Origin of the sequence: Mesorhizobium norvegicum, assembly GCF_004919685.1 — a bacterium.
In the GTDB taxonomy this organism is placed as follows: domain Bacteria; phylum Pseudomonadota; class Alphaproteobacteria; order Rhizobiales; family Rhizobiaceae; genus Mesorhizobium; species Mesorhizobium norvegicum.
This window is the reverse complement of record NZ_SMYZ01000050.1, coordinates 57,722-82,063: the sequence shown is the minus strand read 5'-3', so window position 1 is coordinate 82,063 and position 24,342 is coordinate 57,722. Positions and strand designations below refer to the sequence as shown.

19 protein-coding genes and 2 pseudogenes are annotated in these 24,342 nt (G+C 62.3%); 11 read left to right on the top strand and 10 right to left on the bottom strand.

From position 1 onward, the window contains the following. On the top strand, window positions 1–681 hold a 681-nt coding region (locus tag FCU66_RS21375; RefSeq protein WP_136625440.1), incomplete at its 5' end, for an inorganic phosphate transporter. 11 nt (window positions 682–692) lie between these two features. Here FCU66_RS21375 and FCU66_RS21370 read toward each other — a convergent pair. Both FCU66_RS21370 and FCU66_RS21365 read right to left on the bottom strand, forming a co-directional pair. Beyond that, window positions 693–1,070 (bottom strand): VOC family protein, encoded by a 378-nt coding sequence (locus FCU66_RS21370; RefSeq protein WP_136619922.1) that lies wholly within the window; start codon window positions 1,068–1,070, stop codon window positions 693–695. Between the two features lie 263 nt (window positions 1,071–1,333). Beyond that, window positions 1,334–1,441, bottom strand: a pseudogene (locus FCU66_RS21365) (LysR family transcriptional regulator); the annotation flags it as partial. A gap of 312 nt (window positions 1,442–1,753) precedes the next feature. On the opposite strand from FCU66_RS21365, the gene FCU66_RS21360 reads away from it, so the two are divergent. From FCU66_RS21360 to FCU66_RS21350, 3 genes are all read left to right on the top strand, one after another. After that, window positions 1,754–2,710: a glycosyltransferase family 2 protein gene (locus FCU66_RS21360; RefSeq protein WP_206077156.1), complete on the top strand. Its 957-nt coding sequence runs from the start codon at window positions 1,754–1,756 to the stop codon at window positions 2,708–2,710. After that, window positions 2,707–4,911, top strand: a complete 2,205-nt coding sequence (locus FCU66_RS21355; RefSeq protein WP_136619920.1) for a GtrA family protein — start codon at window positions 2,707–2,709, stop codon at window positions 4,909–4,911. The genes FCU66_RS21360 and FCU66_RS21355 overlap by 4 nt, the downstream gene beginning before the upstream one ends. A 93-nt stretch (window positions 4,912–5,004) precedes the next feature. Continuing rightward, the gene (locus FCU66_RS21350) at window positions 5,005–6,198 is read left to right on the top strand and encodes an Mrp/NBP35 family ATP-binding protein (protein WP_136619919.1); all 1,194 of its coding nucleotides are present in this window, start codon (window positions 5,005–5,007) and stop codon (window positions 6,196–6,198) included. Window positions 6,199–6,434: 236 nt separating this feature from the next. Here FCU66_RS21350 and FCU66_RS21340 read toward each other — a convergent pair whose 3' ends face one another. Next, window positions 6,435–6,887, bottom strand: a complete 453-nt coding sequence (locus FCU66_RS21340; RefSeq protein ID WP_136619918.1) for an SRPBCC family protein — start codon at window positions 6,885–6,887, stop codon at window positions 6,435–6,437. Window positions 6,888–7,033: 146 nt separating this feature from the next. On the opposite strand from FCU66_RS21340, the gene FCU66_RS21335 reads away from it, so the two are divergent. The 4 genes from FCU66_RS21335 to FCU66_RS21320 all read left to right on the top strand — a co-directional run bounded on the left by FCU66_RS21335 (window position 7,034) and on the right by FCU66_RS21320 (window position 11,745). Further along, window positions 7,034–8,839 carry an IlvD/Edd family dehydratase gene (locus FCU66_RS21335; protein ID WP_126067519.1) on the top strand — a complete coding sequence of 602 codons (1,806 nt, stop codon included), beginning with the start codon at window positions 7,034–7,036 and terminating at the stop codon, window positions 8,837–8,839. A 235-nt stretch (window positions 8,840–9,074) separates the two neighbouring features. Further along, window positions 9,075–9,893, top strand: coding sequence for a chromate resistance protein ChrB domain-containing protein (locus tag FCU66_RS21330; protein WP_136619917.1), 819 nt, complete (start codon window positions 9,075–9,077; stop codon window positions 9,891–9,893). Then, entirely contained in the window at window positions 9,890–11,281 is a 1,392-nt protein-coding gene (gene chrA / locus FCU66_RS21325) for a chromate efflux transporter (protein WP_136619916.1), read from the top strand. The genes FCU66_RS21330 and chrA overlap by 4 nt, the downstream gene beginning before the upstream one ends. Before the next feature lie 65 nt (window positions 11,282–11,346). Beyond that, window positions 11,347–11,745 carry a hypothetical protein gene (locus FCU66_RS21320; protein ID WP_136619915.1) on the top strand — a complete coding sequence of 133 codons (399 nt, stop codon included), beginning with the start codon at window positions 11,347–11,349 and terminating at the stop codon, window positions 11,743–11,745. Between the two features lie 45 nt (window positions 11,746–11,790). On the opposite strand, the gene FCU66_RS21315 is transcribed toward FCU66_RS21320, so the two are convergent. The 3 genes from FCU66_RS21315 to pdxR form a co-directional block, all read right to left on the bottom strand. Beyond that, window positions 11,791–13,020: an aromatic ring-hydroxylating oxygenase subunit alpha gene (locus tag FCU66_RS21315; RefSeq protein ID WP_136619914.1), complete on the bottom strand. Its 1,230-nt coding sequence runs from the start codon at window positions 13,018–13,020 to the stop codon at window positions 11,791–11,793. A gap of 56 nt (window positions 13,021–13,076) precedes the next feature. Further along, the gene (locus tag FCU66_RS21310) at window positions 13,077–14,666 is read right to left on the bottom strand and encodes a trimethylamine methyltransferase family protein (RefSeq protein ID WP_136619913.1); all 1,590 of its coding nucleotides are present in this window, start codon (window positions 14,664–14,666) and stop codon (window positions 13,077–13,079) included. Between the two features lie 190 nt (window positions 14,667–14,856). After that, the gene (gene pdxR / locus FCU66_RS21305) at window positions 14,857–16,350 is read right to left on the bottom strand and encodes a MocR-like pyridoxine biosynthesis transcription factor PdxR (RefSeq protein ID WP_109666156.1); all 1,494 of its coding nucleotides are present in this window, start codon (window positions 16,348–16,350) and stop codon (window positions 14,857–14,859) included. A 295-nt stretch (window positions 16,351–16,645) separates the two neighbouring features. On the opposite strand from pdxR, the gene pgi reads away from it, so the two are divergent. Then, window positions 16,646–18,295 carry a glucose-6-phosphate isomerase gene (gene pgi, locus FCU66_RS21300; protein WP_425462863.1) on the top strand — a complete coding sequence of 550 codons (1,650 nt, stop codon included), beginning with the start codon at window positions 16,646–16,648 and terminating at the stop codon, window positions 18,293–18,295. A gap of 5 nt (window positions 18,296–18,300) precedes the next feature. Next, window positions 18,301–19,023 carry an HAD family hydrolase gene (locus FCU66_RS21295; RefSeq protein WP_136619911.1) on the top strand — a complete coding sequence of 241 codons (723 nt, stop codon included), beginning with the start codon at window positions 18,301–18,303 and terminating at the stop codon, window positions 19,021–19,023. A gap of 334 nt (window positions 19,024–19,357) precedes the next feature. Here FCU66_RS21295 and FCU66_RS21290 read toward each other — a convergent pair. Continuing rightward, window positions 19,358–19,665: pseudogene (locus FCU66_RS21290) on the bottom strand (EthD family reductase). A 205-nt stretch (window positions 19,666–19,870) separates the two neighbouring features. Continuing rightward, window positions 19,871–20,134: a hypothetical protein gene (locus FCU66_RS21285; RefSeq protein ID WP_136619910.1), complete on the bottom strand. Its 264-nt coding sequence runs from the start codon at window positions 20,132–20,134 to the stop codon at window positions 19,871–19,873. Window positions 20,135–20,496: 362 nt separating this feature from the next. Here FCU66_RS21285 and FCU66_RS21280 point away from each other — a divergent pair, with 362 nt between their 5' ends. Next, window positions 20,497–21,330, top strand: a complete 834-nt coding sequence (locus FCU66_RS21280; RefSeq protein ID WP_246093981.1) for a class I SAM-dependent methyltransferase — start codon at window positions 20,497–20,499, stop codon at window positions 21,328–21,330. 219 nt (window positions 21,331–21,549) lie between these two features. Here the strand turns inward: FCU66_RS21280 and FCU66_RS21275 are convergent, their stop codons facing one another. Further along, window positions 21,550–22,290 carry a class I SAM-dependent methyltransferase gene (locus FCU66_RS21275; RefSeq protein ID WP_136619909.1) on the bottom strand — a complete coding sequence of 247 codons (741 nt, stop codon included), beginning with the start codon at window positions 22,288–22,290 and terminating at the stop codon, window positions 21,550–21,552. Then, window positions 22,287–24,284: a long-chain fatty acid--CoA ligase gene (locus tag FCU66_RS21270; RefSeq protein WP_136619908.1), complete on the bottom strand. Its 1,998-nt coding sequence runs from the start codon at window positions 24,282–24,284 to the stop codon at window positions 22,287–22,289. The genes FCU66_RS21275 and FCU66_RS21270 overlap by 4 nt, the downstream gene beginning before the upstream one ends. Window positions 24,285–24,342: the final 58 nt, after the last annotated feature.

Here is a 24,342-nt window from a genome sequence, read left to right as displayed (position 1 = left end):
TCGCATGCGCTGATCGGCGGCCTGGTCGGCGCCGGTGTGGCAAAGGCAGGCTTGGGCGCCATCGTCTGGACAGGGCTTGGCAAGACGGTTGCGGCAATCGTCGTGTCGCCGGCGACCGGTTTTGTCCTGGCGCTTGTCCTGATCCTTGCCGTTTCCTGGCTCTTCGTGCGCCAGACGCCGTTTGCCGTCGACAGCACCTTCCGCGTCATGCAGTTCTTTTCCGCCTCGCTCTATTCGCTCGGGCACGGCGGCAATGACGCCCAGAAGACCATGGGCATCATCGCCGTGCTGCTCTATTCGCAAGGCATGCTCGGCGCGACTTTTTATGTGCCGCTCTGGGTGGTCCTCACCTGCCAGTCGGCATTGGCGCTCGGCACCTTGTTCGGTGGCTGGCGCATCGTCCACACCATGGGCTCGAAGATCACCCGGCTGAACCCGATGCAGGGTTTTTGCGCCGAGACGGGTGGGGCGATCACCCTGTTTGCAGCGACCTGGCTCGGCATTCCCGTGTCGACCACCCACACCATCACCGGCGCCATCATCGGTGTCGGCGCCGCCCGCCGCGTCTCGGCCGTGCGCTGGGGCATTGCCGGCAACATCGTCATTGCCTGGATCGTCACCTTGCCGGCCACCGCCGTGATTTCGGCGCTCACCTACCTCGCGGTCGGCCTGGCGAGGTGACATGAAGAAGCCTACCTGTCCACAAGGTTCAGGATGTTGCCGTCCGGATCCTTGAACCAGGCGACCTTCATTCCGTAGCCGACATGGACGTCGCCCTCCAGCGTCAGGCCCGGCATCTCATAGTGCTCGAAGGTGACGCCCTTCGATTTCAGTTCCTTGACGACATTGCCGATCTCGTCGCCAACCATCCATGTCACCGCCGTTGCCTTGTTGGTTCCGGCAAATTGGGAATGATAGACGTTGAGGGTGGTATCGCCGCTTTTGTACACGATCAGTTCACCGCCCTCATCGTGCACCTGTTTCAGGCCAAGTGTTCCCTCATAGAAAGCCTTGGCCTTTGCCAGGTCCTTTACCGCCAGATTGGCCGTTGCGTTGCTGTTTGCGAGCATGGTCGCCTCCTTCTCTTGATTGTCGGTCCCGTGCTGGTCGTTGAAATAGGTCTCTTCGACTGTTTGACGACTGTCGGCTGGCTGATTGCTGGCCGCACCGGCACTCGATCATCTGGAAGACGTTTGATGCTGATGAAATCCGACGGGGCCCATCGTTTTTCCGGGCACGCCAAGGCAGCCATTGCTCCGCGGCTTGGAGGCGCCGGTTCCATCGCGCCTCGCCCGCCCAGAATCAGCATGACGCCAAGCTGGCCCTCCAGCTACTTGATGCCGGCCGACAGCGTCGGCTGGGTGACGCCGCACACCTCCGCCGCCCGGCCGAAATGCTCTTCCCTGGCCAGCGCGATGAAGAATTCCAGCTTGTCGATCATGAAAGCTTGTCGATCATGAAAGAAGGTAGCCTGTCGCTGTTAGACGCGAATGATTTGCGTCGTAGTTATTAGCCATAGCCTGCACAAATGATGCGCGGCGTCTCGCCCCCATGCAGAATGCACGGCGACCGGACCGTCAATCGCACCGTCCCATAGGCACGACCCTCAAGTTGCGAAACCGTTGGTTCTCGTTGTACATCGGGGCAACTTCCTGTCCTTGGTACGGATCTTCATGTTTTTGCCCGCTGCAGATTGCTCCAGCAATTGTGTCCTTTTTTGCCAGAAAGCCAGAGCCGGTCGTTACCAATGCCTATGAGTGGTGCGCCCCGCATTGCAGTTATCGTTCCCTGCCACAACGAGGGCGCCACAATCGCGCAGGTGATTGCAGACTTTCGCCGGTATTTGCCAACAGCAGACATTTTCGTATTTGACAATAACTCTTCCGACGACACTGGACGCATTGCAGCCGCAGCGGGTGCCCAAGTCCTGACGGTACCTATGCCGGGCAAAGGCAACGTAGTGCGGCGCATGTTCGCCGACATCGAAGCCGATGTTTATGTGATGACGGACGGCGACGCCACGTACACCATTGCCGACGCTCCGCGCATGATTGATCGTTTGCTTTCGGACCGGCTCGACATGGTGGTTGGTACCCGGAGCAGTGAACGGCTCGAGGGCAGCGAAGCCTATCGCTTCGGCCATCGCTTCGGCAACCGCATGCTAACCCGCTGTGTGGCGGTACTGTTCGGCAGAACGGTTTCGGACATGCTGTCAGGCTATCGGGTGTTTTCACGCAGATATGTGAAATCTTTTCCAGCACATTCCACTGGCTTTGAGATCGAAACAGAATTGACTGTCCACGCCCTTGAACTACGCATGCCGGTGGCAGAGGTGCTCACGGACTATGGTGCCCGCCCGAAGGGGTCACAGAGCAAGCTTCGGACGTATCGGGACGGAATTCGCATTCTGACGACCATAGTGAGACTGTTCAAGGCAGAGAAGCCGCTCTTTTTCTTTTCACTGGGTTCCGTTGCGACAACATTGTTGGCGATCGGCCTGGCCGTGCCGCTACTGGAAACATACGCCGAGACGGGACTGGTGCCCCGGCAGCCCACCGCGCTGCTTTGCGTTGCGCTTGTCCTGCTAGGCGGCATCCTATTTGCATGCGGGCTTATTCTTGACACCGTTACGCGGGGTCGAACCGAGGTCAAGACGCTAGCCTATTTAAGGGTTCCCGGAATTGGCGCACGGCGGTCGCCGGTGCCATGATAAACAAGCAGATCGGCTGGTTTGCCACTGCTGGTGTTGCCGGCTTTGCAGCGGATGCCGGTGTACTGTATCTGCTGCTTGCCTGTGGTCTCGGACCCTTCGCCAGCCGTTTTTTTTCGTTTCTGGCGGCGGTATTTGTGACTTGGCAACTTAACCGCCACAAGACTTTTGCGGTAAAGTCTGGCGAGCCTTTGTGGCGTGAGGGTCTGCGTTACCTCGGGGCAATGACATTTGGTGGTGCTGCCAACTACGCGGTCTACAGTGCTTTCATCATGGGAGGGTGGCGGCCGATACTAAGCCTGGTTGCGGGCACTGGTGCTGGAACAGTCCTGAATTTTTTGTCGGCCAGGTCTTGGGTGTTCCGAGATCGCTCGCAATCTGTACGCCGAGGGTCGTTTCGGTCGTGGATAGCCGGCCTCCAACGCGCGCTCGCCCACCCTCATGCAGCGGCGCGCGCGATGTGGTTGGCGCCCCTCCTGGGTGGGCTGGCCGCGCTGCTGCTAGGGCAGGACAGTAACTGGGATTTGCTCAACTATCACTTCTACAACCCTTACGCGCTGCTGGGCGGGCGGATCGGCATGGACTTGGCCGCCGCGCAGTTCCAGAGCTACTTCAATCCCCTGCTCGATTTGCCATACTACGCGATGGTGACGCACGCGCCGGCGATGGTGGCCGGCTTTGTCATGGGCGCAATCCACGGTCTTAATTTTGTGCTGCTGCTTTGCATTGTTCGTCTCGTGCTTGGCAGCTCCGACAGCTCTGGCAAGCCCAACGATGCCACCGCAATTCTGCTTTCGCTGGTCGGTTGCACGGGGCCGGCGTTCCTATCGGAATTGGGCAACACCATGGGTGACAATACGACCGCGGTGTTTGTGCTGTGCGCCCTTGCTCTCATAATTTGGCAGTTACGACATGTTGTGGAGGCTGGGTGGCCGGGTGTCATTTCAGTTGCCGCTGCGGGGCTGGTGATGGGGGCCGGCGTTGGACTGAAACTCACCAACGCGGTGTATGCCGTCGCCCTGTGCTTGGCTCTCTTGGCTCTCCCGGCACCATGGCTGCGGCGGCCAGCCCTTGCCTTCGCTTTTGGCTTGGGTGTACTCGCGGGGGTTGCGACGACATCCGGCTATTGGTTCGTCACGTTGCTGCAGGTCTTTGGAAATCCACTGTTCCCGCAATTCAATGCTTGGTTCGGCGCGCCACTGGCTGCGCCGATCACGATTGTGGACACACGGTGGCTGCCGAAAAGTATCTGGGAGGCGCTGCTGTTCCCCTTTGCGATGGTCACCGACGACCATCGTGTCGGCGAACTGCCAATGCGACCATTTATCTGGCCAGTTTTGTGGCTTCTGATGGTCTTATGGATCGGCGCCGTCGCCATGCGCAAATCCAGCCTGATCCTATCGGTCGCTGAACGCCTTGTCGTGTTGTTCGTGAGCTTGGCCTTCGTGATCTGGATGGCGATTTTCAGCATCTATCGCTATGCCGTCCCAATGGAAATGCTCGCGCCGCTGGTCGTTTGGATTGTGATGCACAAGCTCCTCAGCGGCGACATGGCGAAACGGGTCGCTGCCGTAGCGCTCGCTCTGGTCGCGACATACGCAGTGGTTGATACCCGCTCATGGGGCCGCGAGGCGTGGGACACACGCGCGTTTCGCGTGGTGGTGCCAGACCTGCCGGGATCGGGGACAATATTGTTGATCGCCGACGAAGCGCCAAATGGCTGGATGGTCCCTTTTTTCCCACCGGAGATGGCGGCTGTTGGCCTCGGGACGAACTTTCCGGAAGGGCCGACATACAGTGCGCGTGTCCGCGGAATAGTCGGGCAGGCAGGTGGCAAGGCTTGGGCCGTGATGCCAGCCCACGCTGACGAACAGGCAGAGCGTGTAGCGCAGATGAACGGCATCCTTGCGCCCTTGGCGTTGTCTGTGTCGGGGTGGCCCTGCCGGAAGCTGTCGGCGTTGCTGCAACGCGTGAGCAAGCACTTGCGGGTGGATGAAGCCGCAAACATCGCGAGTTGCCGACTGGTGGCGTTGCCTGCAGGGGGTATGAGTTTGGCGGAAGCCGATCTGAGGACCATTCAGCGATCGGATACGATCATTGCGCGCTATGGTCTTGCTCTCCACGCCGCAAGCTGTCGAACCTATGAGGCCTGGGTGGGCGCGGCGCCACGTCCCTATCAGCTGTGCGAAGTTGGCCTTTGACCGGGCCTGGTGAGGTGACGCGGGCACCACGGCGCTTGGAGTCGCCTTCGATCTGCACTATGTGAGCCGCAGACGAACCCAAGGAAAATTGCGATGCCCGCCGTCCAGCAAAATGTCACCAAGGAAATCGTCACCGAGCGTCTGAAGACGGTCAACGGGCCGGATTTCACCGGCAACATTGTCGACCTCGGCATGGTTTCGGAGATTTTCATCGCCGACGGGAAGGTCTTCTTCTCGATTACCGTTCCCGCCGCCCGTGCCCAGGAAATGGAGCCACTGCGTGCTGCCGCCGAGCGTGTCGTCAAGGCGATCCCCGGTGTCGCCGGCGCCGTGGTCGCGCTGACGGCCGAGAAGAAGGGCGGCGGCATGGAAGCGCCGGTTCCGACGCGTCCCGCACCCAGGCCGGCGCCGCCCGCTCCTCCAGCCGCCGCGCCACGTGCCGCTCCGCACGCGCCTGCTTCGCACAGCCAGGGCAAACGCGGCGTGCCCGGCATCGAGGCGATCATTGCCGTTGCCTCCGGCAAGGGCGGCGTCGGCAAGTCGACCACCGCCGTCAACATCGCGCTTGGCCTCGCCGCCAATGGCCTGCGCGTCGGCGTGCTCGATGCCGACATCTACGGCCCGTCCATGCCGCGGCTGCTCAACATCCACGGCCGGCCGCAGACCGTCGACGGCAAGATCCTGAAACCGATGGAGAATTACGGCCTGAAGGTGATGTCGATGGGCTTCCTCGTCGATGAGGAGACGCCGATGATCTGGCGCGGCCCGATGGTGATGTCGGCGCTGACGCAGATGCTGCGCGAGGTCGAATGGGGTCGGCTCGACGTGCTCGTCGTCGACATGCCGCCCGGCACCGGCGACGCGCAGCTGACCATGGCCCAGCAGGTGCCGCTGGCCGGCGCCGTCATCGTCTCGACGCCACAGGATCTGGCCCTGATCGACGCGCGAAAAGGCCTCAATATGTTCAAGAAGGTCGACGTGCCGTTGCTCGGCATCGTCGAGAACATGAGCTATTTCGTCGCTCCGGACACCGGCAAGCGCTATGACATTTTCGGCCATGGCGGCGCGCGCCGCGAGGCCGAGCGTCTCGGTGTCACTTTCCTCGGTGAGGTGCCGCTCGAAATGGGTATTCGCGAAAGCTCGGATGCCGGCACGCCGGTTGTCGTCTCGAAGCCTGACGGCGCCGAGGCGAAAATCTACCGTGACATCGCTTCGAAGGTCTGGGACAGGGTCAACGAAGAGCGTGGTGCGGCCGAAGCGGCGGTGCCGAACATTGTGTTCGAATAATTTTTCGTTCGGTTGGCGCTGCCCCTCATTGTCCTGCCGGACATTTCTCCCCGTATAGTGACGGGGAGAAAGACGCCGCTACCGACGCTTTCGCCAATTGTCAGCGGTGCAGGAGAAGCGGCGAGGTTGCGACAGCTCCCTTCTCCCCGTCACTATACGGGGAGAAGGTGCCGGCAGGCGGATGAGGGGCAGCGCTGGCCTCGAACAAACCAAACGCCGTCCAAGCGAAGTGCAACCTATGCCGCGCCCACCTTCTCACCGAAGCTGGAAAAAAACTGTCCGGCCAGTTTCTTCGAGGTCGATTCGATCAGCCGGCTGCCAAGCTGGGCGATCTTGCCGCCGACATCGGCCTTGGCCGCGTATTTCAACACCGTGGTATCCGGCCCATCTGCCGTCAGCGTCACGTCGGCGCCGCCCTTGGCGAAGCCGGCAATGCCGCCCTTGCCTTCGCCCTGGATGGTGTAGGAGTGCGGCGGCTTCAGGTTCTTCAGCGTCACCTCGCCGTTGAACGTCGCCTTGATCGGCCCGATCTTCACCACCACGGTCGCCGCCATTTCGGTCGGCGACTTCATCTCCAGGCTCTGGCAACCGGGGATGGTCGCCTTCAAGACCTCGGGATCGTTCAGCGCTTCCCACACTTTTTGCAGGGGTGCGGCAATGCGCTCCTCGCCTTCGATCACCAAAGCCATGAAAACCTCCCGGACAAGACTGCCTGAAGCCGTAACGCACGGCTGGGTGCGTGTCTATCACACCAAAGTCCGGTTGCGACCGCACGCCCTCTTGCCTGCTTCCGCGCGTTGCCATATCGATTTGTCTTACAAATACGGAGACCACGATGGCAGGCGCCCCCACCACCAAGAAAAAATTTCGCTCGCAGGAGTGGTTCGACAATCCCGACAATCCGGGCATGACGGCGCTCTATCTCGAGCGCTACCTGAATTACGGCCTGACGCGCGCCGAACTGATGTCGGGCAAGCCGCTGATCGGCATCGCCCAGACCGGCTCCGACCTCTCGCCTTGCAACCGTCACCATATCGAACTCGCCAAGCGCGTGCGCGAAGGCATCGTCTCGATGGGCGGCATTCCTTTCGAGTTCCCGTGCCATCCGATCCAGGAGACCGGCAAACGCCCGACCGCAGCACTCGACCGCAACCTTGCCTATCTCAGCCTGGTCGAGGTGCTGTACGGCTATCCGCTCGATGGCGTCGTGTTGACCATCGGCTGCGACAAGACGACGCCGGCGCTGCTGATGGCGGCGGCCACAGTCAACATCCCGGCCATCGCCCTGTCGGTCGGTCCGATGCTCAATGGCTGGCACAAGGGCAAGCGCACCGGCTCCGGCACCATCGTCTGGGAATCGCGCCAGCGCCTTTCGGCCGGCGAGATCGGCTATGACGAGTTCATGGACATCGTCGCGTCCTCGGCGCCGTCCACGGGCTATTGCAACACCATGGGCACCGCCACCACGATGAACTCGCTGGCCGAGGCGCTTGGCATGCAGTTGCCGGGTTCGGCCGCCATTCCCGCCCCCTACCGCGAGCGCGGCCAGATTTCCTATGAGACCGGAAAACGCATTGTCGAGATGGTGCATGAGGATCTGAAGCCGTCCGACATCATGACGAGAGAGGCTTTCGAGAACGCCATCGTCGTCAATTCGGCCATTGGCGGCTCGACCAACGCGCCTATCCACCTCAACGCCATCGCCCGCCACCTTGGAGTCAAACTCGACAATGACGACTGGCAGACGGTCGGCCTCAATGTGCCGCTACTGGTCAATTTGCAGCCGACGGGCGAATATCTCGGCGAGGACTACCATCATGCCGGCGGCGTGCCGGCGGTCATTGCCGAACTGATGAAGGGCGGGCTGTTGCCGCATCCCGGCGCACGCACCGTCAACGGCAAGTCGATCGGTGAGAACAGCGAGGGCGTCGCCAACGAAAACCCCGACGTCATCCGCTCTGTCGCCAAGCCGCTGAAGGCCAATGCCGGCTTCATCAACCTCAGGGGCAATCTGTTCGATTCGGCGATCATGAAGACCAGCGGCATCTCGCCCGAATTCCGCGAGCGCTATCTGTCCAACCCGAAGGATCCCGAGGCTTTCGAAGGCAACGCCATGGTTTTCGATGGGCCGGAGGATTACCACGCCCGCATCGACGACCCGGCGCAAGGCATCGACGAACACACCATCCTGTTCATGCGCGGCGCTGGCCCGGTCGGCTATCCCGGCGGTGCCGAGGTCGTCAACATGCAGCCGCCGGCCTATCTCATCAAGAAGGGCATCCACGCGCTCGCCTGCATCGGTGACGGCCGCCAGTCGGGCACGTCGGGCTCGCCGTCGATCCTCAACGCCTCGCCGGAAGCGGCGATCGGCGGCGGACTGGCGCTGCTCAAGACCGGCGACCGTGTCCGCATCGACCTGCGCAAGGGCACGGCCGACATCCTCGTCACCGACGACGAGATCACCCGGCGCCGTGCCGAACTGCAGAACAATGGTGGCTATCACTACCCGAAGCACCAGACGCCCTGGCAGGAGATCCAGCGCGGCATGGTCGCGCAGTTTTCAGAGGGAATGGTGCTGAAGCCGGCGGTGAAATACCAGGATGTCGCGCACACCAGCGGTGTCCCCAGGGACAATCATTGATTGCTCCGGGGACAATCACTGATTCTGGATCGACGGCTGGCGGCTTGATCAATCAGGCCGCCAGCCGTTTTCCGTTCAGCGTGTTGCGCCACGGTCGGGGAGGTCGAGAACGGTCACTGTCCTTGACAAGTGCGCCCAACAAATCCACCATCATGACAAGGGGTGCATCGCGACGACCCCGTGAGGCGTCAGCCCAACGTTCGCGTCCAAGCTTCTCTTCCAGGAGGTGGACGCCATGCCGTCAACAACCGCTATCACTGTACCGCAACTGTCCCGTCTGATCGGTCTGCCGGGTGCGCCGGTGGTCATCGATGTTCGCATCGATGACGATTTCGACGCCGATCCGCGCCTCTTGCCGGCCTCATGCCGGCGCGACTTCAAAACCGTTTCGACCTGGGCGGCCGGGTTCGCCGGCAAGCCGGTGGCCGTCGTCTGCCAGAAGGGGCAAAAGCTCTCGCAAGGCGTCGTCGCATGGCTGCGCCATGAGGGGATTGCCGCCGAATCCCTTGAAGGCGGGTTTGAGGCCTGGCGCGATGCCGGGGGGCTTTTGGTCCGCACCGCCAAGGTGCCGCCACGCAATGAAAGGGGCGCCACCGTCTGGGTGACGCGATCACGCCCGAAGGTCGACCGCATCGCTTGCCCATGGCTGATCCGGCGTTTCCTCGACCCCGACGCGGTGTTCCTGTTTGTCGAATCCGCTGAAGTATTGGCTGTGGCCGACCGTTTTCAGGCCGTGCCCTTCGACATCGACAATGTGTTCTGGAGCCATCGCGGCGAACGCTGCACCTTCGACACGATGATCGAGGAGTTCGGGCTGGAATCCGAGGCGCTCGATCGCCTTGCCGCAATCGTGCGCGCGGCCGACACCGCAAGCCTCGACCTGGTGCCCCAGGCCGCCGGCTTTTTGGCTGCCTCGCTTGGTCTGTCGCGCATGTTCCGCAACGATCTGGAACAACTGGAAGCAGGCATGCTGCTCTACGATGCGTTCTTCCGCTGGTGTCGCGACGCCACCGAAGAAACGCACAACTGGCCGGCCGCGGGTAAACCGACATGAGCGCTCTTGCCCCGGCAGATACAGCAGGAAACGTTCCGGTGCCGGCTGCACCAACCTTCACGGAAGCCACGAAGGTGTGGGCGAAAATCGGATTGCTCAGTTTCGGCGGACCTGCCGGGCAGATCGCGCTGATGCACAAGGAACTGGTCGAGGAGCGGCGTTGGATCGGCGAGCAGCGTTTCCTGCATGCGCTGAACTACTGCATGCTGCTGCCTGGCCCGGAAGCCCAGCAACTCGCCATCTACATCGGCTGGCTGCTGCACAGGACGATTGGTGGCCTTGTCGCAGGCATCCTGTTCGTCGTGCCGGGCGCGCTCGTCATGCTCGCCTTGAGCAGCCTCTACGTCCTCTATGGCGACATGCCTCTCGTCGCGGCGCTGTTTTTCGGGGTGAAGGCGGCGGTGCTTGCCATTGTCATCGAGGCGGTGATCCGGATCGGACGGCGGGCCCTCAAGAACCGCGTCATGATGTCGATTGCGGTCGCGGCTTTCATCGCCATCTATGCGTTGAATGTGCCGTTCCCGCTCATCATCCTGCTCGCCGGCCTGACAGGATGGCTGGGAAACCGCTTTGCTCCGGCGCTGTTTTCCGGCTCGGCACATGGCAAGGACGATAGTGCCGATAGCAAGGGAGCGGTCGACCTGATGTTCGAGCGCGGCGAACTGGCCCATGTCAAACCAACCAAATGGCATGCGCCGCGCACGGTTGCGATCTGGCTGCCGATCTGGCTCGGGCCTGTTCTGCTGATCTGGTGGCTTGCCGGCTCTGCGGGCGTCTGGACCGAGATAGGCCGGTTCTTCAGTCTGATGGCGGTCGTCACCTTCGGTGGCGCCTATGCGGTGCTTGCCTATGTCGCGCAGGCAGCCGTCCAGTCCTTCGGCTGGCTCGCTCCCGGCGAGATGGTCGATGGTCTTGGGCTTGCTGAAACGACGCCAGGCCCACTCATTCTGGTGTTGCAATTCGTTGGCTTCATCGCCGCGTTCCGCCACCCCGGGTCGCTGGACCCGTTGCTTGCCGGATCGCTGGGGGCGTTGCTGACCTTGTGGGTCACGTTCACGCCCTGCTTCTTCTGGATATTCCTCGGCGCCCCCTACATCGAGGCCCTGCGCGGCAACAAGGCATTGTCGGCCGCACTGGGTGCGATCACCGCCGCTGTTGTCGGCGTCATCATGAATCTCGCTTTGTGGTTTGCCTTGCATGTCATCTTCCACGAGGTCCGCAACATCGGCCTCGGCATGAATGTGCCGGTGCTTTCGTCGATCGACTGGCGCGCGGCGCTGCTCTCCTGTGCGACGATGATCGCCATCCTGAGGTTGAAAATCGGTATGCTGCCGACGCTCGCCGGATCGGCTCTGGCTGGTGTCTTGTTGCTGGCCGTAAGTGGCTAAATGTTCGTCTTCCTTTGTATTCGGCTTGCGCACCACCTAAGTGGCTGGAAACGGATTGAGACATCATGGCGCAACGACGCTCTTCCCTCGGCTTCCTCGGAATGTTCGGCCGCTCGGGCGATCTCAGGCAGCTCGACGACGCCCTGCGCGGTGCCGATCTGCATCCCGCTCTTGTGCCGGAGGGGGTAAAACTCACCATCGTCAATCTGATGAAGGATCGTTGGTCCGATGAGCCGCCGCCGGGCACCTATGCGTCGGTGGCACAATTGTGCAGCTATTGCATCGCAGGTCCCGAAACCTTCGAGCAAGCCAATGGCCGGGAGCGGACGCTGGAAGTCGAGCGTCGCATCGAGGCAGCACTTGAAGCCGGCGACAGCTTCGACGCACAGATCGTGCTGATGACGCTGCATGCCAAGCTCATCAACGCCGAAGTCGTCGACCGATACGGGCTCAGCGCGGAATGACGCGAAAGGCAAGATCTGCCTGATTCCCCGCGGCAGACGAGCCGATCAGGCCCGGCTGATCTCCTCGAGATACCAGCCGATATAGCGCAGCTCATTATACTCCATCGGCGCGATCGGACCCGGCACGAAATAGTGCGAGCGCACGCCGCGCGCGGTGTGCTCGATGATCTTCTTGTCCTCGTCGGTGGTGACCTTCCACAGCCAGGTCAGCTTCTCCAAATCGTAATCCTGACCCTCGACCGCGTCGCCGTGCACCAGCCAGATCAGTTCCATCTCGCAGGTTCCGGCCGTCTTCGGAATGAAGCGGTAGATCATGCCGTGATCGGGATAGCAGACGAGGAAGGTCGTGCCGCCGAGATGGATGGAGGTGACGCCGCCATCATAATCGGTGAAGCGGCCCATCAGGGGTGCCACCGGCGAGCCGTCCTGGCTGCCGCTCGAAACGCCATCATAGAGCGCGTAGCGGAAGGTGTGGATTGCTTCCTGACCGGCCGCCGAGTTCTGCCAGCGGTTGGCGCTGCCGATCTCGATGCCGAGCGCGCAGGTGCGCTGCTCCATCGCGGCATTGAGCTGCTCGATCATCTCGGCCGGCTTTTCCAGGGCATGCGTCTGCGAATATTCCGGATGCGCCGGCCCGCAATGATAACACTCGACATAGTTCTCGACGGCGAGTTTCCAATTGGCGTCGACCGGGTAGGTCTCGCGATACGCCACCTTCGCGTCGCCCCAGCCATACTGGCCGCAGCTTGTGCGCAGCGACTGTTCGATCGGGTCGAAATCCAGCGGCGTCTCGGCGAAGGAAATGAAGACCAAGCCAGCGGCGACGCGGACATGAAGCTTCTTCAGCCCGTGCGCCGAGCGGTCGAAATCCTTCGGCATCAGGCGTGCGGCACGCAAGGATCCGTCATTGGAATAGGCCCATGCGTGGTAGGGGCACACGAACATCTTCGCATTGCCCTTTTCCTTAGTGCAGACCTCGGCGCCACGATGGCGGCAGACATTGAGCATGGCATGGATGGTGCCATCCATGCCGCGCGTCAGGATGACAGCCTCGTCGCCAAGCTTGAACAGTTCGAAATCGCCGGGGTTCGGAATGACGCTGGCATGCGCCAGGCAATGCCAGTGGCGGCGAAAGACGCGCTCCATGTCCCGCTCGAAGATCGCCTGGTCATGATAGAAGGCGCGCACCAGACCATGACCCGGCCGGTGCGCCGCCACCAGGCGGTCGATCGGATCGCGTTCTTCGGAGGTTTGCTGGATAGGATATACACTCATCTGTCGACCCGCTGATTGTCTGTCCAGAGTTTAGCCATAGGCTCCCGGTTCCGGTATTAGCCACCCATGCTGCTGCGCGGCAGCTTGATCAACTCGCCGAAGCGGGCGCGCAATCTGTCGTCCATCGGTCTTGGCACGTGGCGCGGAAATCGTTCGGCAAGAATGCGCTTCTTCTCGGCAATCGCACGCAGCACTATATCAGGTCGGCCTTTTTCATTCCATTCCTTCGGTGAGGACCGATCGCCGAGGGCGGGGTAGAAATGCGCGGCCTGCGTGAGCTTGAGCGTCTGTTCGTTGTCGAGATAGTGGCCCGGGCCCTTGAGGCAGACTTCGGCGATGCTGTCGATCGACAGGGCTTCGTCAGTCACTTCGATGCCGCGCGCGCAGCCCAGGCAATGCCCGAGCATGTCGTTGTCGATGACCAGGCTTTCCAGGCAAAAGCCAAGCAGCGAGGCATGCATGCCGGCTGATTCGTAGATCAGGTTGAGGCCGGAGAGGCCAGCCATCACATTGGTGATGCCCTTTTCGTAGCCGGACTGAATATCGGGCAGTTTTGAATCCGTCATGCCGGCGGCGGAGCCCCCAGGCAAATCGTAGAATTGCGCCATCTGGGCGCAGGCCGCCGTTGCCACCGACTGCTCGGCTGAACCGCCGGCCATGGTGTTGGTGCGCAGGTCCGACATGAATGGCCAGGCGCCGAAGATCGCCGGATGGCCGGGCTTGAGCGCGTTGACATAGACAAGGCCGGCCAGCACTTCGGCTACCGCTTGCACGACCGCGCCGGCCATGGCTGCGGGTGCGGTGGTGCCGGACTGGCCGGTCGATAGCAGCAGGATCGGGATGCCGCCTTCAACGCAGGCTTCGAGCACGCCGCAGGCATCCTCGGCGAACTTCATCGGCGGCACGACGAACGAATTGGAGTTGGAAACGAATGGCCGGGCGCGGAAATTCTCCTCGCCGCCGGCAATGGCATAGAGCATTTCGAGCGCCGGCTTCACGTTCTCGCGTACGGTGAAGGACGTTCCGACATGCTTCGATGTCCCCATCACGCAGGCGTAAAGCGTGTTGAAATCCATCTCGAGCGGGTCGGCGATGTCGCGCGCCACCATCGGCCGCTGGAAGAAATGAATGTTGTCCAGCCCATCGACGATGCGGGCGGCATCATAAATGTCCTGCAGCTTGGATTCGCGGTACTCGCGCTTCTCCATATCCACCAGGTGAACGGCGATACCCGCCGTGCCGTAGTGCACGCGCTTGCCCTGGACCACCATATCGTGCCGGGCGTCCTGGCCGTGAAGTGTGAAATGCCGTGCGGCCCGCTTGATGGTATCGAGCACCAGCGCACGCGGAAAGCGGACGCGGCCATCGTCGCCATGGATCGCGCCCGCCTTGGTCAGCACCTTTATGCAGGAAGGGATGGCATTGGCGAAGCCGACTGTCTCCAGAAGCGTCAGCACGCCCTCGTGGATACGCTCGCAGTCATCTCCGCGCAGCGGCGCATAGCTGCCGCCCTCGATGGCCTGGTGTTGTGGTCCGGTGTCCCCCATCAGAGGAGCTGATCGCATGGCATGTCCTGTTTCGCGAAGACTGGAGCGCTGTGGACGACGGTCCGCCGGCATGTCCTGCTGTTCGACAGCTACTGGCATGGAAGCACTCCACCTTTATCGGCAGGAGCTCGTGGCGGTTGGTCCACCCTCGGCCTGCTTCTTCCCCTGTACGCCGACTATGCCGCCGGCCCTGGTCCATCCTATGAGCCAGCTGGACCAGTCACATGTGCCAGAACTAAAATGACCGGAGCCGCTACGAGCGGCTCCGGTCATGAGATCGGTACTATGGTCAGGCAGCTGCGGGCCTGCGGCCGGCGGCCGTGGCCAGTTCGCGGATGCCGGGCTCAATGTGCTGCAGCGCGATCGACGAGATGCCCAGCCGCATGAAACGCGAAGGTTTTTCAGTGCGATCGAAGAATCGGTCGCCCGGTTCGATGATGACGCTGCGCGAGGCTGCTGCCTCGGCCAGCCCGCGCGCATCGGTGCCGCGCGGCCCTTCGAGCCACAGCGATGTGCCGCCGGCCGAATCGGTCGAGCGCCACTCCGGCAGGAAAGCGGAAATCGCATGGACCAGCCGCTTGCGCCGCTCGTCGAAGGCCGACGACAGCCGCCGCACCAGTGCCTCATGATGGCCGAGCGACAGGAAGAGTGCTACGGCGCGCTGGTTGTTGGCCGGCGGATGACGCAGCATGAAGCGGCGCAGCGCCCTGAGTTCGGAGATCAGGCCAGCGGAAGCGACGATGTAGCCGAGCCGCAGGCCGGGAGCCAGCGTCTTCGACATCGAGCCGACATAGACGACGCGGCCGGAGCGGTCGAGGCTCTTCAACGCCTGCTGCGGTGCTTCGTCGAGAAGCTGGCTGTCATAGCCGTCCTCGATGATGATCTGGTTGTAACGGTTGGCTCGCGCCAGGAGATCCTGCCGCCGTTCCGCCGACAGCGGCACCATGGTCGGGCAATGGTGGCTGGGCGTGACGAAGACGAAACCGGAATCATTGGCAATAGAAGCGGTTACGATGCCGGACTGGTCGACCGGCACCGGCTGTATCTCGGCGCCCGCAAGGCGGAAGATCGAGCGTGCGTCGGGGTAGCCGGGGTCCTCCATCGCCACCTTCGAGCCCTTGGCCATCAGCAGCGTCGCCAGCATGTAGAGCGCATTCTGGGCGCCCAGCGTGACGATGATCTCGTCGGGATTGGCGAAGATGCCGCGCCGGGGCAAGAGCCGCGCCTGGATCTGCTCGATCAGCAGCGGATCGTCGCGGTCGACCATGTCGGACGCCCAGTTGCGGATTTCCAGCACGGCAAGCGCCATGCGGTTGCACTCGCGCCACTCGGCGGTCGGGAACAGCGCCGGATCGAACTGGCCGTAGACGAAGGGGTAGGACGACTTGATCCAGTTCTCGTGCTTGGCCGGCGGCGGCATGTCGCTGGCGGCGATCTTGCGGCGTGCCTTCCAGTCGATCTCGTTGGCCTGGTCGGGTGCCTTCTGGTGCGGCTTGGCCGGCGTCGCCAGCACGTCGGGATTGACGAAATGGCCACGCCGCTCGCGTGCCACCAGGAAGCCCTGGTCGACGAGCTGCTGGAACGCCAGCACGACGGTTCCGCGCGCCACGCCGAGTTTTTCGGCCAGGATACGGCACGAAGGAAGCGGCATCGAGGCGGCGATCTGGCGGTCGAGAATGGCGGCCACGATGGCCTGGCGGATCTGCGCCTGCAGGGTCTGGCCGGATTCAGCCGAAATCCGGAACAGGCCGGACCAGATCGCCGTGTCGTTTCGCTGTGGCATGGGAGATGTTCCTCAATGGCCAACCTTTTTCGCTTGGCTGGACCAGCCGAACGTAACCGTGGCACAAGGGGTTGCGCCAATCAATTTTTCTGATCGTTGAGATTTATGCCAGTGATCCTTCACGCCATTTTGATGCTGCGCTGCGGCATACCAGGGTGACGCGGCGCGTCATCCCGGCGATGACTCCGTGCGTCATCGCTGCGCATTGAAACGAGTGGAATTCGGCTCAATACATTGTCGCGACGACACGCGCCGGAAACATCCGGTCCGTAATGATGGCTCGAGGTTTCGGAGTTTGGCAGTGGATCAATCGTCCTTTCAAAAACAGCTCGCCGCGTTGCGCGATCATCGCGCCGAGGCGCCCGCCAGCATGCGCCAGGCTTTCGCCGTCGATCCCAAGCGCTTCGTGACCTTCTCCGCCACCGACGGCGACCTTCTGCTCGACTGGTCGAAATGCGCGGTCGACGCGACCACCATGGATCTGCTGGAAAAGCTCGCCAACGCGGCCGATCTCGAAGGCCGCCGCGCCGCCATGTTCGCCGGCAAGAAGATCAACGTCACCGAGGACCGCGCCGTGCTGCACACGGCGCTGCGCAACCTGACCGGCAAGGGCGTCACCGTCGACGGCCAGGACGTCAAGGCGGATGTCATCGCCGTGCTCGACGCCATGGGCGCCTTTGCCGATGCCGTGCGTTCGGGCAAGGCGGCCGGCGCCACCGGCAAGAAGATCACCGACATCGTCAACATCGGCATCGGCGGTTCCGATCTCGGCCCTGCCATGGCGACGCTGGCGCTGGCGCCCTATCATGACGGGCCGCGTGCGCATTACGTCTCCAACATCGACGGCGCCCATATCCACGACACGCTGAAGGGCCTGTCCGCCGAAACCACGCTGTTCATCATCGCCTCCAAGACCTTCACCACGGTCGAGACGATGACCAATGCGCAGACGGCGCGCGACTGGGTGCAAAAGGCGCTCGGCAAGGAAGCGGTCGGCAAGCATTTCGCCGCCGTCTCGACCGCGCTCGACCTGGTGGCCAAGTTCGGCATCGCGCCGGATCGCGTCTTCGGTTTCTGGGACTGGGTCGGCGGCCGCTATTCGGTCTGGGGCGCGATCGGCCTGCCGGTGATGATCGCCGTCGGCCCAAGGAATTTTCGCGCTTTCCTCGACGGCGCGCACGAGATGGACGAGCATTTCCGCACCGCGCCCGTACAGGAGAACCTGCCGGCGCTGCTGGGGCTGGTCGGCTGGTGGCATCGCGTGATCTGCGGATACCCGGCGCGCGCCGTCATCCCTTATGACCAGCGCCTGTCGAGGCTGCCGGCCTATCTGCAGCAGCTCGACATGGAATCGAACGGCAAGAGCGTCACCCTCGAAGGCACGGCGGCGGCGACGCCGACTGGACCGCTGGTCTGGGGCGAGCCCGGCACCAACGGCCAGCATGCCTTTTTCCAGCTGCTGCACCAGGGCACCGATTTCATTCCGGTCGAGTTCCTCGCCGCGGCCATCGGCCACGAGCCCGATCTCAAGCATCAGCATGATCTGCTGCTCGCCAACTGCCTGGCGCAGTCGGAAGCGCTGATGAAGGGCCGCACGCTTGAAGAGGCCCGCGCCCAGATGCTGGCCAAGGGCATGAAGCCGGCCGAGGTCGACAAGATAGCCCCGCACCGCGTCTTCTCCGGCAACCGGCCTTCGGTGACCATCCTCTACCGCAAACTCGACCCGCGCACCTTCGGCCGGCTGATCGCGCTCTATGAGCACCGCGTCTTCGTCGAGGGCACGCTTTTCAACATCAACTCCTTCGACCAATGGGGCGTCGAGCTCGGCAAGGAACTGGCCACCGGCCTTTTGCCTGTCGTGGAGGGCAAGGAAAGTGCCGCCAACCGGGATGCATCGACCGCTGGCCTTGTGGGATTCATCCACCAATTGCGTGGCTCGGAGTGAAAAGCTTGGCAGACATCAAGGGAATATTGTTCGACAAGGACGGGACACTTGTCGACTTCAACGCGACCTGGCTCGGCGTCGCCGACTTCATGGCCATGGATGCGTCTGAAGGCGACCGCTGGAAAGCCGACAGGCTGCTGGCGGCTGCCGGCTTCGATTTCGCCAACAAGCGCTTCAAGCCTGACTCGATCTTTGCGTCCGGCACCAATCTCGACGTCGTCGAATTGTGGTTCCCGCGCCTGTCCAACGAGGACCAGATGCTTGCGGTCGCCCGCTTCAACGAGATCACCTCGGTGCAGGGCTCGGCAATGGCTGTGGCGTTGCCCGGCATCGTCGACACACTGACGGCACTGCACAGGAAGTCCTACCGGCTTGGCGTCGCCACCAACGATTCGACCAGCGGTGCGGAAAAGACGCTGGTCACGCTCGGCGTCGCCCAATTGTTCGACGCGGCCTATGGCTACGACGCGGTGGCCAATCCGAAGCCGGCGCCCGACACGATCCTGGCCTTCAGCGATCTCACCGGCCTCAAGCCGTCGGAGATCGCTATGGTCGGCGACAACAGGCACGACCTCGAAATGGCGCGGGCCGGCGGCTGCGGGTTGGCTGTCGGCGTTCTCTCCGGCACCGGCACCCGCGAATCGCTGGCCGGCATTGCCGACATTGTCCTGGATTCGGTTGCCGATCTGCCGGATTTCCTCTCGGCACGGGTCAAGGAGACGATCTGATTCCAACGCCGGGGCAAAAATCAACTTGGGCTTTCCCTCCAACGGCTGAGATTGGTGGAAAGCGGCAGATTTCGGGGAAGCAGCTCAGGAAAGCAGACGTGCAACTCGCTCGCTTCTATGTCTGTCATTGGGGCCGGAAGTTGACGGTCTGCTCTTGGTACTGACTTGTCAGAAAGCAGCCGTTACGCTGCCGACCTCAACCTCACCGTAGCCACCGCTCAAACCTGTCGAACGTGTGGAAGTCTGCGCTACTTCTGTCCTGGTGGTTCGGATGCATCCACTGCACGTCACGGAGAAAGCGGATTGAACCTCTCGAAGGTGGGTTGGGCGAGGCTCAGACTTCCCTGGTCTCGAAGAGCAAAAGCTCCACTCCCCCGTCTGCGAAATTGCCAAGATCTGCCGCCGTGGCCTGCCCCTCGGGAGAGGCAAACGCGGCTTGAATGTCCGCAACGGAACCGAAGTGGAGGATAGCCACAAGATGATAGCCCGAGGACCCACCCGGGGAATGGACCCCGCCATCGCTGATCTCGTATTTTCTCAAGCCGGGAATCGTTTGGCCAGCGGAATGTGGGTCGAAAAATAGTAACGGTCGAATGCGGTCAGGTCTTTCGGTGTTTTGTAGAGTGCGACAAGTCTGGCCATACGCCCCCCTTTTTGAAACGACACCCACCGCCGGCTATCTGCGCGAAAGAGTACCCCTCAGCGAAGGCGCTGGCAAATGGTGGCGACCCCTCAATCTGAGAAGGTCAAACGGCAGATTATGAGGGAATATTCCGAAGAAATGGGCAAATCATATCGGTCAAGGCGGAATCGATAGAGCCCGACACCACCAGACCATCACCGGCTCCTATTGGGCGCCGGGGGATGAGACACTGCCATCTCGACGAAGTGGCTGAACAGGATTGACAGGCTCCGGTTTTACGTCGGTGCTTTTCGTCGAGCGCTTATAGAAAAGCCCCAATGTCAGCAGGAAATATCCTACCTGCAATACAATCAGCGTGAGGACAGCCCAAGCGAGTGCCATCCAGATGGAACCGGTTTCTAGGCCAGCCCAGAGCGCCATGATGAATGACGTCCCGAACATGCCCACCAGGAATTGAGGAAAATACATAGTTGCAGCATCCAAAGTTTTGGCGACTTTTGGGACCTTTTGAATTAGCCGTTAAAGAGCCCGCCACCCCATTTGCGAAGCGGCGGGGCCCCCCAAAGTTTACCCCCCGACTGCCGGGGTCGTTGACCCCGGCATTGCTGAGAGTGCAATTGCGGTGCCGGACATAATGGCCCATTACGGGACACCTATGCCAATCGCGCAAGATGGGTTTTCCAAATAATATTAACTGTGGCTAATGTATCACCCTGGGGCCGATAACTGCCGGCCCGCTCTCGGGCGTTTCGTTTGAAAAGCTGCGTGCTGTTGCGTGATGCGGTTCGGCACGCTTGTATCTGTGACATGCCATAACGGGGGGTAGTCACTTGTCTGTCAGAAACGAAACGTCCACCGGTCACGAAGCGAGCGACGCCGGCTGGCTCGACCTTCATTTCGAATCGTCGCGTCCCGAATACGAGGCGGCATTGCTCGACGCCGGCATCCGCCCGGGCTGGAGCGTGCTCGACGCCGGTTGCGGCGGCGGCAGCTTCCTGCCGCTCATCTCCAGGACCGTTGGCCCATCCGGCTTCACCGCCGCGCTCGACCTCGCGCCCGAAAACATCGCCCGGGTTGAGGCGCTTGCAGCTACGCTGTCCCAGCCGCCGGAAATTGCCACACGTGTCGGCAGCATCCTGTCGCTCCCGTTCGCCAACGCATCGTTCGATTGTGTCTGGTCTGCCAACGTCATGCAGTATCTGACGCCGGCCGAGTTCGAGCTTGCCGTCGGCGAGGCCAAGCGCGTGTTAAAACCGGGCGGCATCTTCGCGGTCAAGGATTTCGATTCGACCATCCTGCAGATCCTGCCTATGGATCGGGCGCTTTTCGCGCGCTTCATGGCAGCCAGGCTGCAGGAATTTCGCGACCGAGGCGTGCTCGGCACCGATTGCGGTTCGACGCTTCCGATGCGTCTGCGGCAGGCGGGCTTGGAGGTCGTCAGTCGCAAGGGCTGGTTGGTCGAGCGCTGGGCGGCCGCGCCGCGCGTCACGCATGACTATGTTCGCGACCTGCTAGCCTATTTTGCCAGCATCGCGCCGGGCTACGTCCTGCCTGACGCCGACCAGGCCTATTGGCGGGAACTAAAGGAGCGGCCGGATCGCCTGCTTGACGATCCGGACTTCTGCTACCGCGAGTTCTTCGTCGTGGCGGTCTGCCGGATTTAGCGCTCTGCCACGACGGCTGACGCTGCGGGCGGTTGCGCGGAACTTTTATCGAAGATCGTGCGTGACAGTTCAAGCATGTGGGCGTTGTAGTCCCGTTGCGCATTTTGACACCAGCGATGTCCGCCTCTGGAGGTCGGGAGGGGCCGGGGGAATGACCGAGATCAGGCGCAAAACGGCCAACGCGGTGCCGCAGTCGAATGTCTGCTTTTGGTTTTGATCTCAGCGCCAGCGGTCATCCGCCCCGAAGGAAAACACACCGCTCGGCTTGGTCACAGCACCCTTCGCGTCGCCGAAATCCGGCACCTGATATTCGGCGAGCAACCGCAGCCGTGACAGCGGCAGATCGGCTCGACGGGGATCGCCGACCAGCACATCGATGCCGGCTGCCAGGCAGCGATCGAGGAACGGGGTAACCCGCAGTGCTATCTCGCGCCCGTAAAACACGTCGCCGGCGAGCACGAGGTCGATCTCCGGTGGCGGACCCGCGGTGATGTCTTCGCCGATCACCGTGATCACGACGCCGTTCGCCGCGGCGTTGAGGCCGAGTGCTGCAATACCGTTGCGGTCGATCTCGGCCGCGATCACAGCGCTGGCGCCAGCCATGGCGGCGGCAATGCCGACAAGGCCGGAACCGGCGCCGAGGTCGAGCACGCGGCGACCGGCCACCGTTTGCGGATGATCCAGGATGTGGCGCGCAAGCACCGCGCCGCCAGCCCAGACATAGGCCCAATAAGGTGGCTGCGGCTCAGGTTCGTCGTCGTCCAGGCCGACCGTGTCGTCATCGTCGGAGCTCTGGTGCGGATCGGTAAGCCGCCTCAGGCCACTGGCCGGATGCGGCGTATGAAGCCGGATCTCGGGAAGCGACGGCACCGGGGCGATGCGCATGTTCGCCCTGATGAATTCTGTCGGATCAGGACGGCAAGGTGCGTCCACGGCTTGCGGGCCGCCGGCTGCAATCATTCGCGCAGTGCTCGCCGCAGGATCTTGCCGACCGGCGTCTTCGGCAGTTCGGTGCGGAATTCGATGTATTTGGGCCGCTTGTAGCCAGTCAGGTTCTCGCGGCAAAAGGCGGTGAGCGCCTCTGCGGTAAGAGCGGGATCCTTCTTGACCACGAACAATTTCGGCACCTCGCCCGAGTGCTCGTCCGGCACCCCGATCGCCGCCACTTCGAGCACGCCAGGATGCATGGCCACGACTTCCTCGAGCTCGTTCGGATAGACGTTGAAGCCCGAGACCAGGATCATGTCCTTCTTGCGGTCGACGATCTTGGTGTAGCCGCGCTCGTCCATGAAGCCCATGTCACCGGATTTGAAGTAGCCGTCCTTGGTCATCACCTTGGCGGTCTCATCCGGCCGGTTCCAGTAGCCCGCCATCACTTGCGGTCCCCGGATGCAGATTTCGCCGACCTCGCCAAGCGGCAGGTTGTTGCCGTCGTCATCGCGGATGGCGATCTCGGTCGAGGGCAGCGGCAGGCCGATCGTGCCGGTGAAGTCGCTGGCGCTGAACTTGTTGGCGGTGGCCACCGGCGAGGTTTCCGAGAGCCCATAGCCTTCGGTGACCGAACAGCCGGTCAGCGCCTTCCAGCGTTCGGCGACGCCTTTCTGCACCGCCATGCCGCCGCCCAGCGTCAGCACCAGCGGCTTGAAGTCGAGCTTGCGGAAATCCTCATTGTTGAGCAGCGCGTTGAACAGCGTGTTGAGGCCCGGAAAAATGTGCACCGGATATTTCTGCAGTTCCTTGACGAAGCCGGGAATGTCGCGCGGGTTGGGAATGAGCACATTGCGGGCGCCCTGCTGCATGCCCATCAGCGCGTTCACCGTCAGTGCGAAGATATGATAGAGCGGCAGTGCGCAGATGAAGTTGGGGTGCGCCGGTTTCGGCTTGATCGTGTAGGCGTCTTCCATCCACTGTGCGTTCTGTACGACATTGGCGAGCACGTTGCTATGCAGCAGCGTGGCACCCTTCGAGACGCCCGTGGTGCCGCCGGTGTATTGCAGGAAGGCGACATCGTCGGCTGCCACCTTGGCCGGCTTGAAGGTCGCGCCGGCGCCGGCCTTCAAGGCCGCGTTGAACTTGACATGGCCGGGCAGCGACCAGGCCGGCACCATCTTCTTCACGCGGCGCACGACGAAATTGACGATGGTGCCTTTCAGGCCGCCGAGCATGTCGCCCATCGCGGCGACCACCACATGCTTGACCGCCGTCCTGGCGATCACCGCCTGCAAGGTGTTGGCAAAGTTCTCCAGGATGACGATGGCTTGCGCACCGGAATCCTTCAGCTGATGTTCGAGCTCGCGCGGCGTGTAGAGCGGATTGATGTTCACCACGACAAAACCTGCGCGCAGGACGGCCATCATCGCCACCGGATATTGCAGCACGTTCGGCATCATCAGCGCGACGCGCGCGCCTTTCTGAAGGCCTTTCGATTGCAGATAGGCGCCGAAGGCCGCCGACAGCCGCTCGACATCGGTGTAGCTGATGGACTTGTCCATGCAGGTAAAGGCCGGCTGCGCGGAAAATTGCTTGCAGGCGCCAATCAGGAAATCGCCGATCGAGCTATAGGGCAAGGGACCGATTTCGGCCGGCACGTTTTTCGGATAGCTCTTGAGCCACGGCTTTTCCGGCAGCCCGGCGGCCAGCGCCGTCAGCTCTTTCGGCAATCGCTTGGCGGCAGCCTCGGCAGGCTTCGCTGCCGGTGGGGCCTTTGTCGCTGCTGCCTTCGCCGCCGGCCTGATTGCGGCGGCCTTTGCGGTGGCCGTCTTTCCGGCCGCAGTCTTGGCCGGGGCTTTGGCCGCCGGCTTTGCGCTTGCCTTTGCTGGCACGGTGGCCGCCTTCGGCTGGGCTGCGGCGGCTTTGGCAACTGGCGCTGTCGGCTTGACCGTGGCAGCAGCTGCTTTGGGAGCCGCCTTGGCTCCCACTTTCACCGGCGCCGTCGTCCTTGATGCTTTTGCCACCCGTTCCTCCCTCGACAATTCTTGTTCGCCCGCGCCGCGCTCGCCCTGAATTGACAGA

What these genes read in the sequence shown, in the direction of transcription:
- FCU66_RS21275 (WP_136619909.1), bottom strand. Translation starts at nt 22,290, where the DNA reads ATGATTGCAGCCGGCGGCCCGCAAGCCGTGGACGCACCTTGCCGTCCT.
- FCU66_RS21310 (WP_136619913.1), bottom strand. Translation starts at nt 14,666, where the DNA reads ATGCCAGTAGCTGTCGAACAGCAGGACATGCCGGCGGACCGTCGTCCA.
- FCU66_RS21330 (WP_136619917.1), top strand. Translation starts at nt 9,075, where the DNA reads ATGCCGTCAACAACCGCTATCACTGTACCGCAACTGTCCCGTCTGATC.
- FCU66_RS21350 (WP_136619919.1), top strand. Translation starts at nt 5,005, where the DNA reads ATGCCCGCCGTCCAGCAAAATGTCACCAAGGAAATCGTCACCGAGCGT.
- FCU66_RS21360 (WP_206077156.1), top strand. Translation starts at nt 1,754, where the DNA reads ATGAGTGGTGCGCCCCGCATTGCAGTTATCGTTCCCTGCCACAACGAG.
- chrA (WP_136619916.1), top strand. Translation starts at nt 9,890, where the DNA reads ATGAGCGCTCTTGCCCCGGCAGATACAGCAGGAAACGTTCCGGTGCCG.
- FCU66_RS21335 (WP_126067519.1), top strand. Translation starts at nt 7,034, where the DNA reads ATGGCAGGCGCCCCCACCACCAAGAAAAAATTTCGCTCGCAGGAGTGG.
- FCU66_RS21340 (WP_136619918.1), bottom strand. Translation starts at nt 6,887, where the DNA reads ATGGCTTTGGTGATCGAAGGCGAGGAGCGCATTGCCGCACCCCTGCAA.
- FCU66_RS21285 (WP_136619910.1), bottom strand. Translation starts at nt 20,134, where the DNA reads ATGTATTTTCCTCAATTCCTGGTGGGCATGTTCGGGACGTCATTCATC.
- FCU66_RS21320 (WP_136619915.1), top strand. Translation starts at nt 11,347, where the DNA reads ATGGCGCAACGACGCTCTTCCCTCGGCTTCCTCGGAATGTTCGGCCGC.
- pdxR (WP_109666156.1), bottom strand. Translation starts at nt 16,350, where the DNA reads ATGCCACAGCGAAACGACACGGCGATCTGGTCCGGCCTGTTCCGGATT.
- FCU66_RS21370 (WP_136619922.1), bottom strand. Translation starts at nt 1,070, where the DNA reads ATGCTCGCAAACAGCAACGCAACGGCCAATCTGGCGGTAAAGGACCTG.
- FCU66_RS21355 (WP_136619920.1), top strand. Translation starts at nt 2,707, where the DNA reads ATGATAAACAAGCAGATCGGCTGGTTTGCCACTGCTGGTGTTGCCGGC.
- FCU66_RS21315 (WP_136619914.1), bottom strand. Translation starts at nt 13,020, where the DNA reads ATGAGTGTATATCCTATCCAGCAAACCTCCGAAGAACGCGATCCGATC.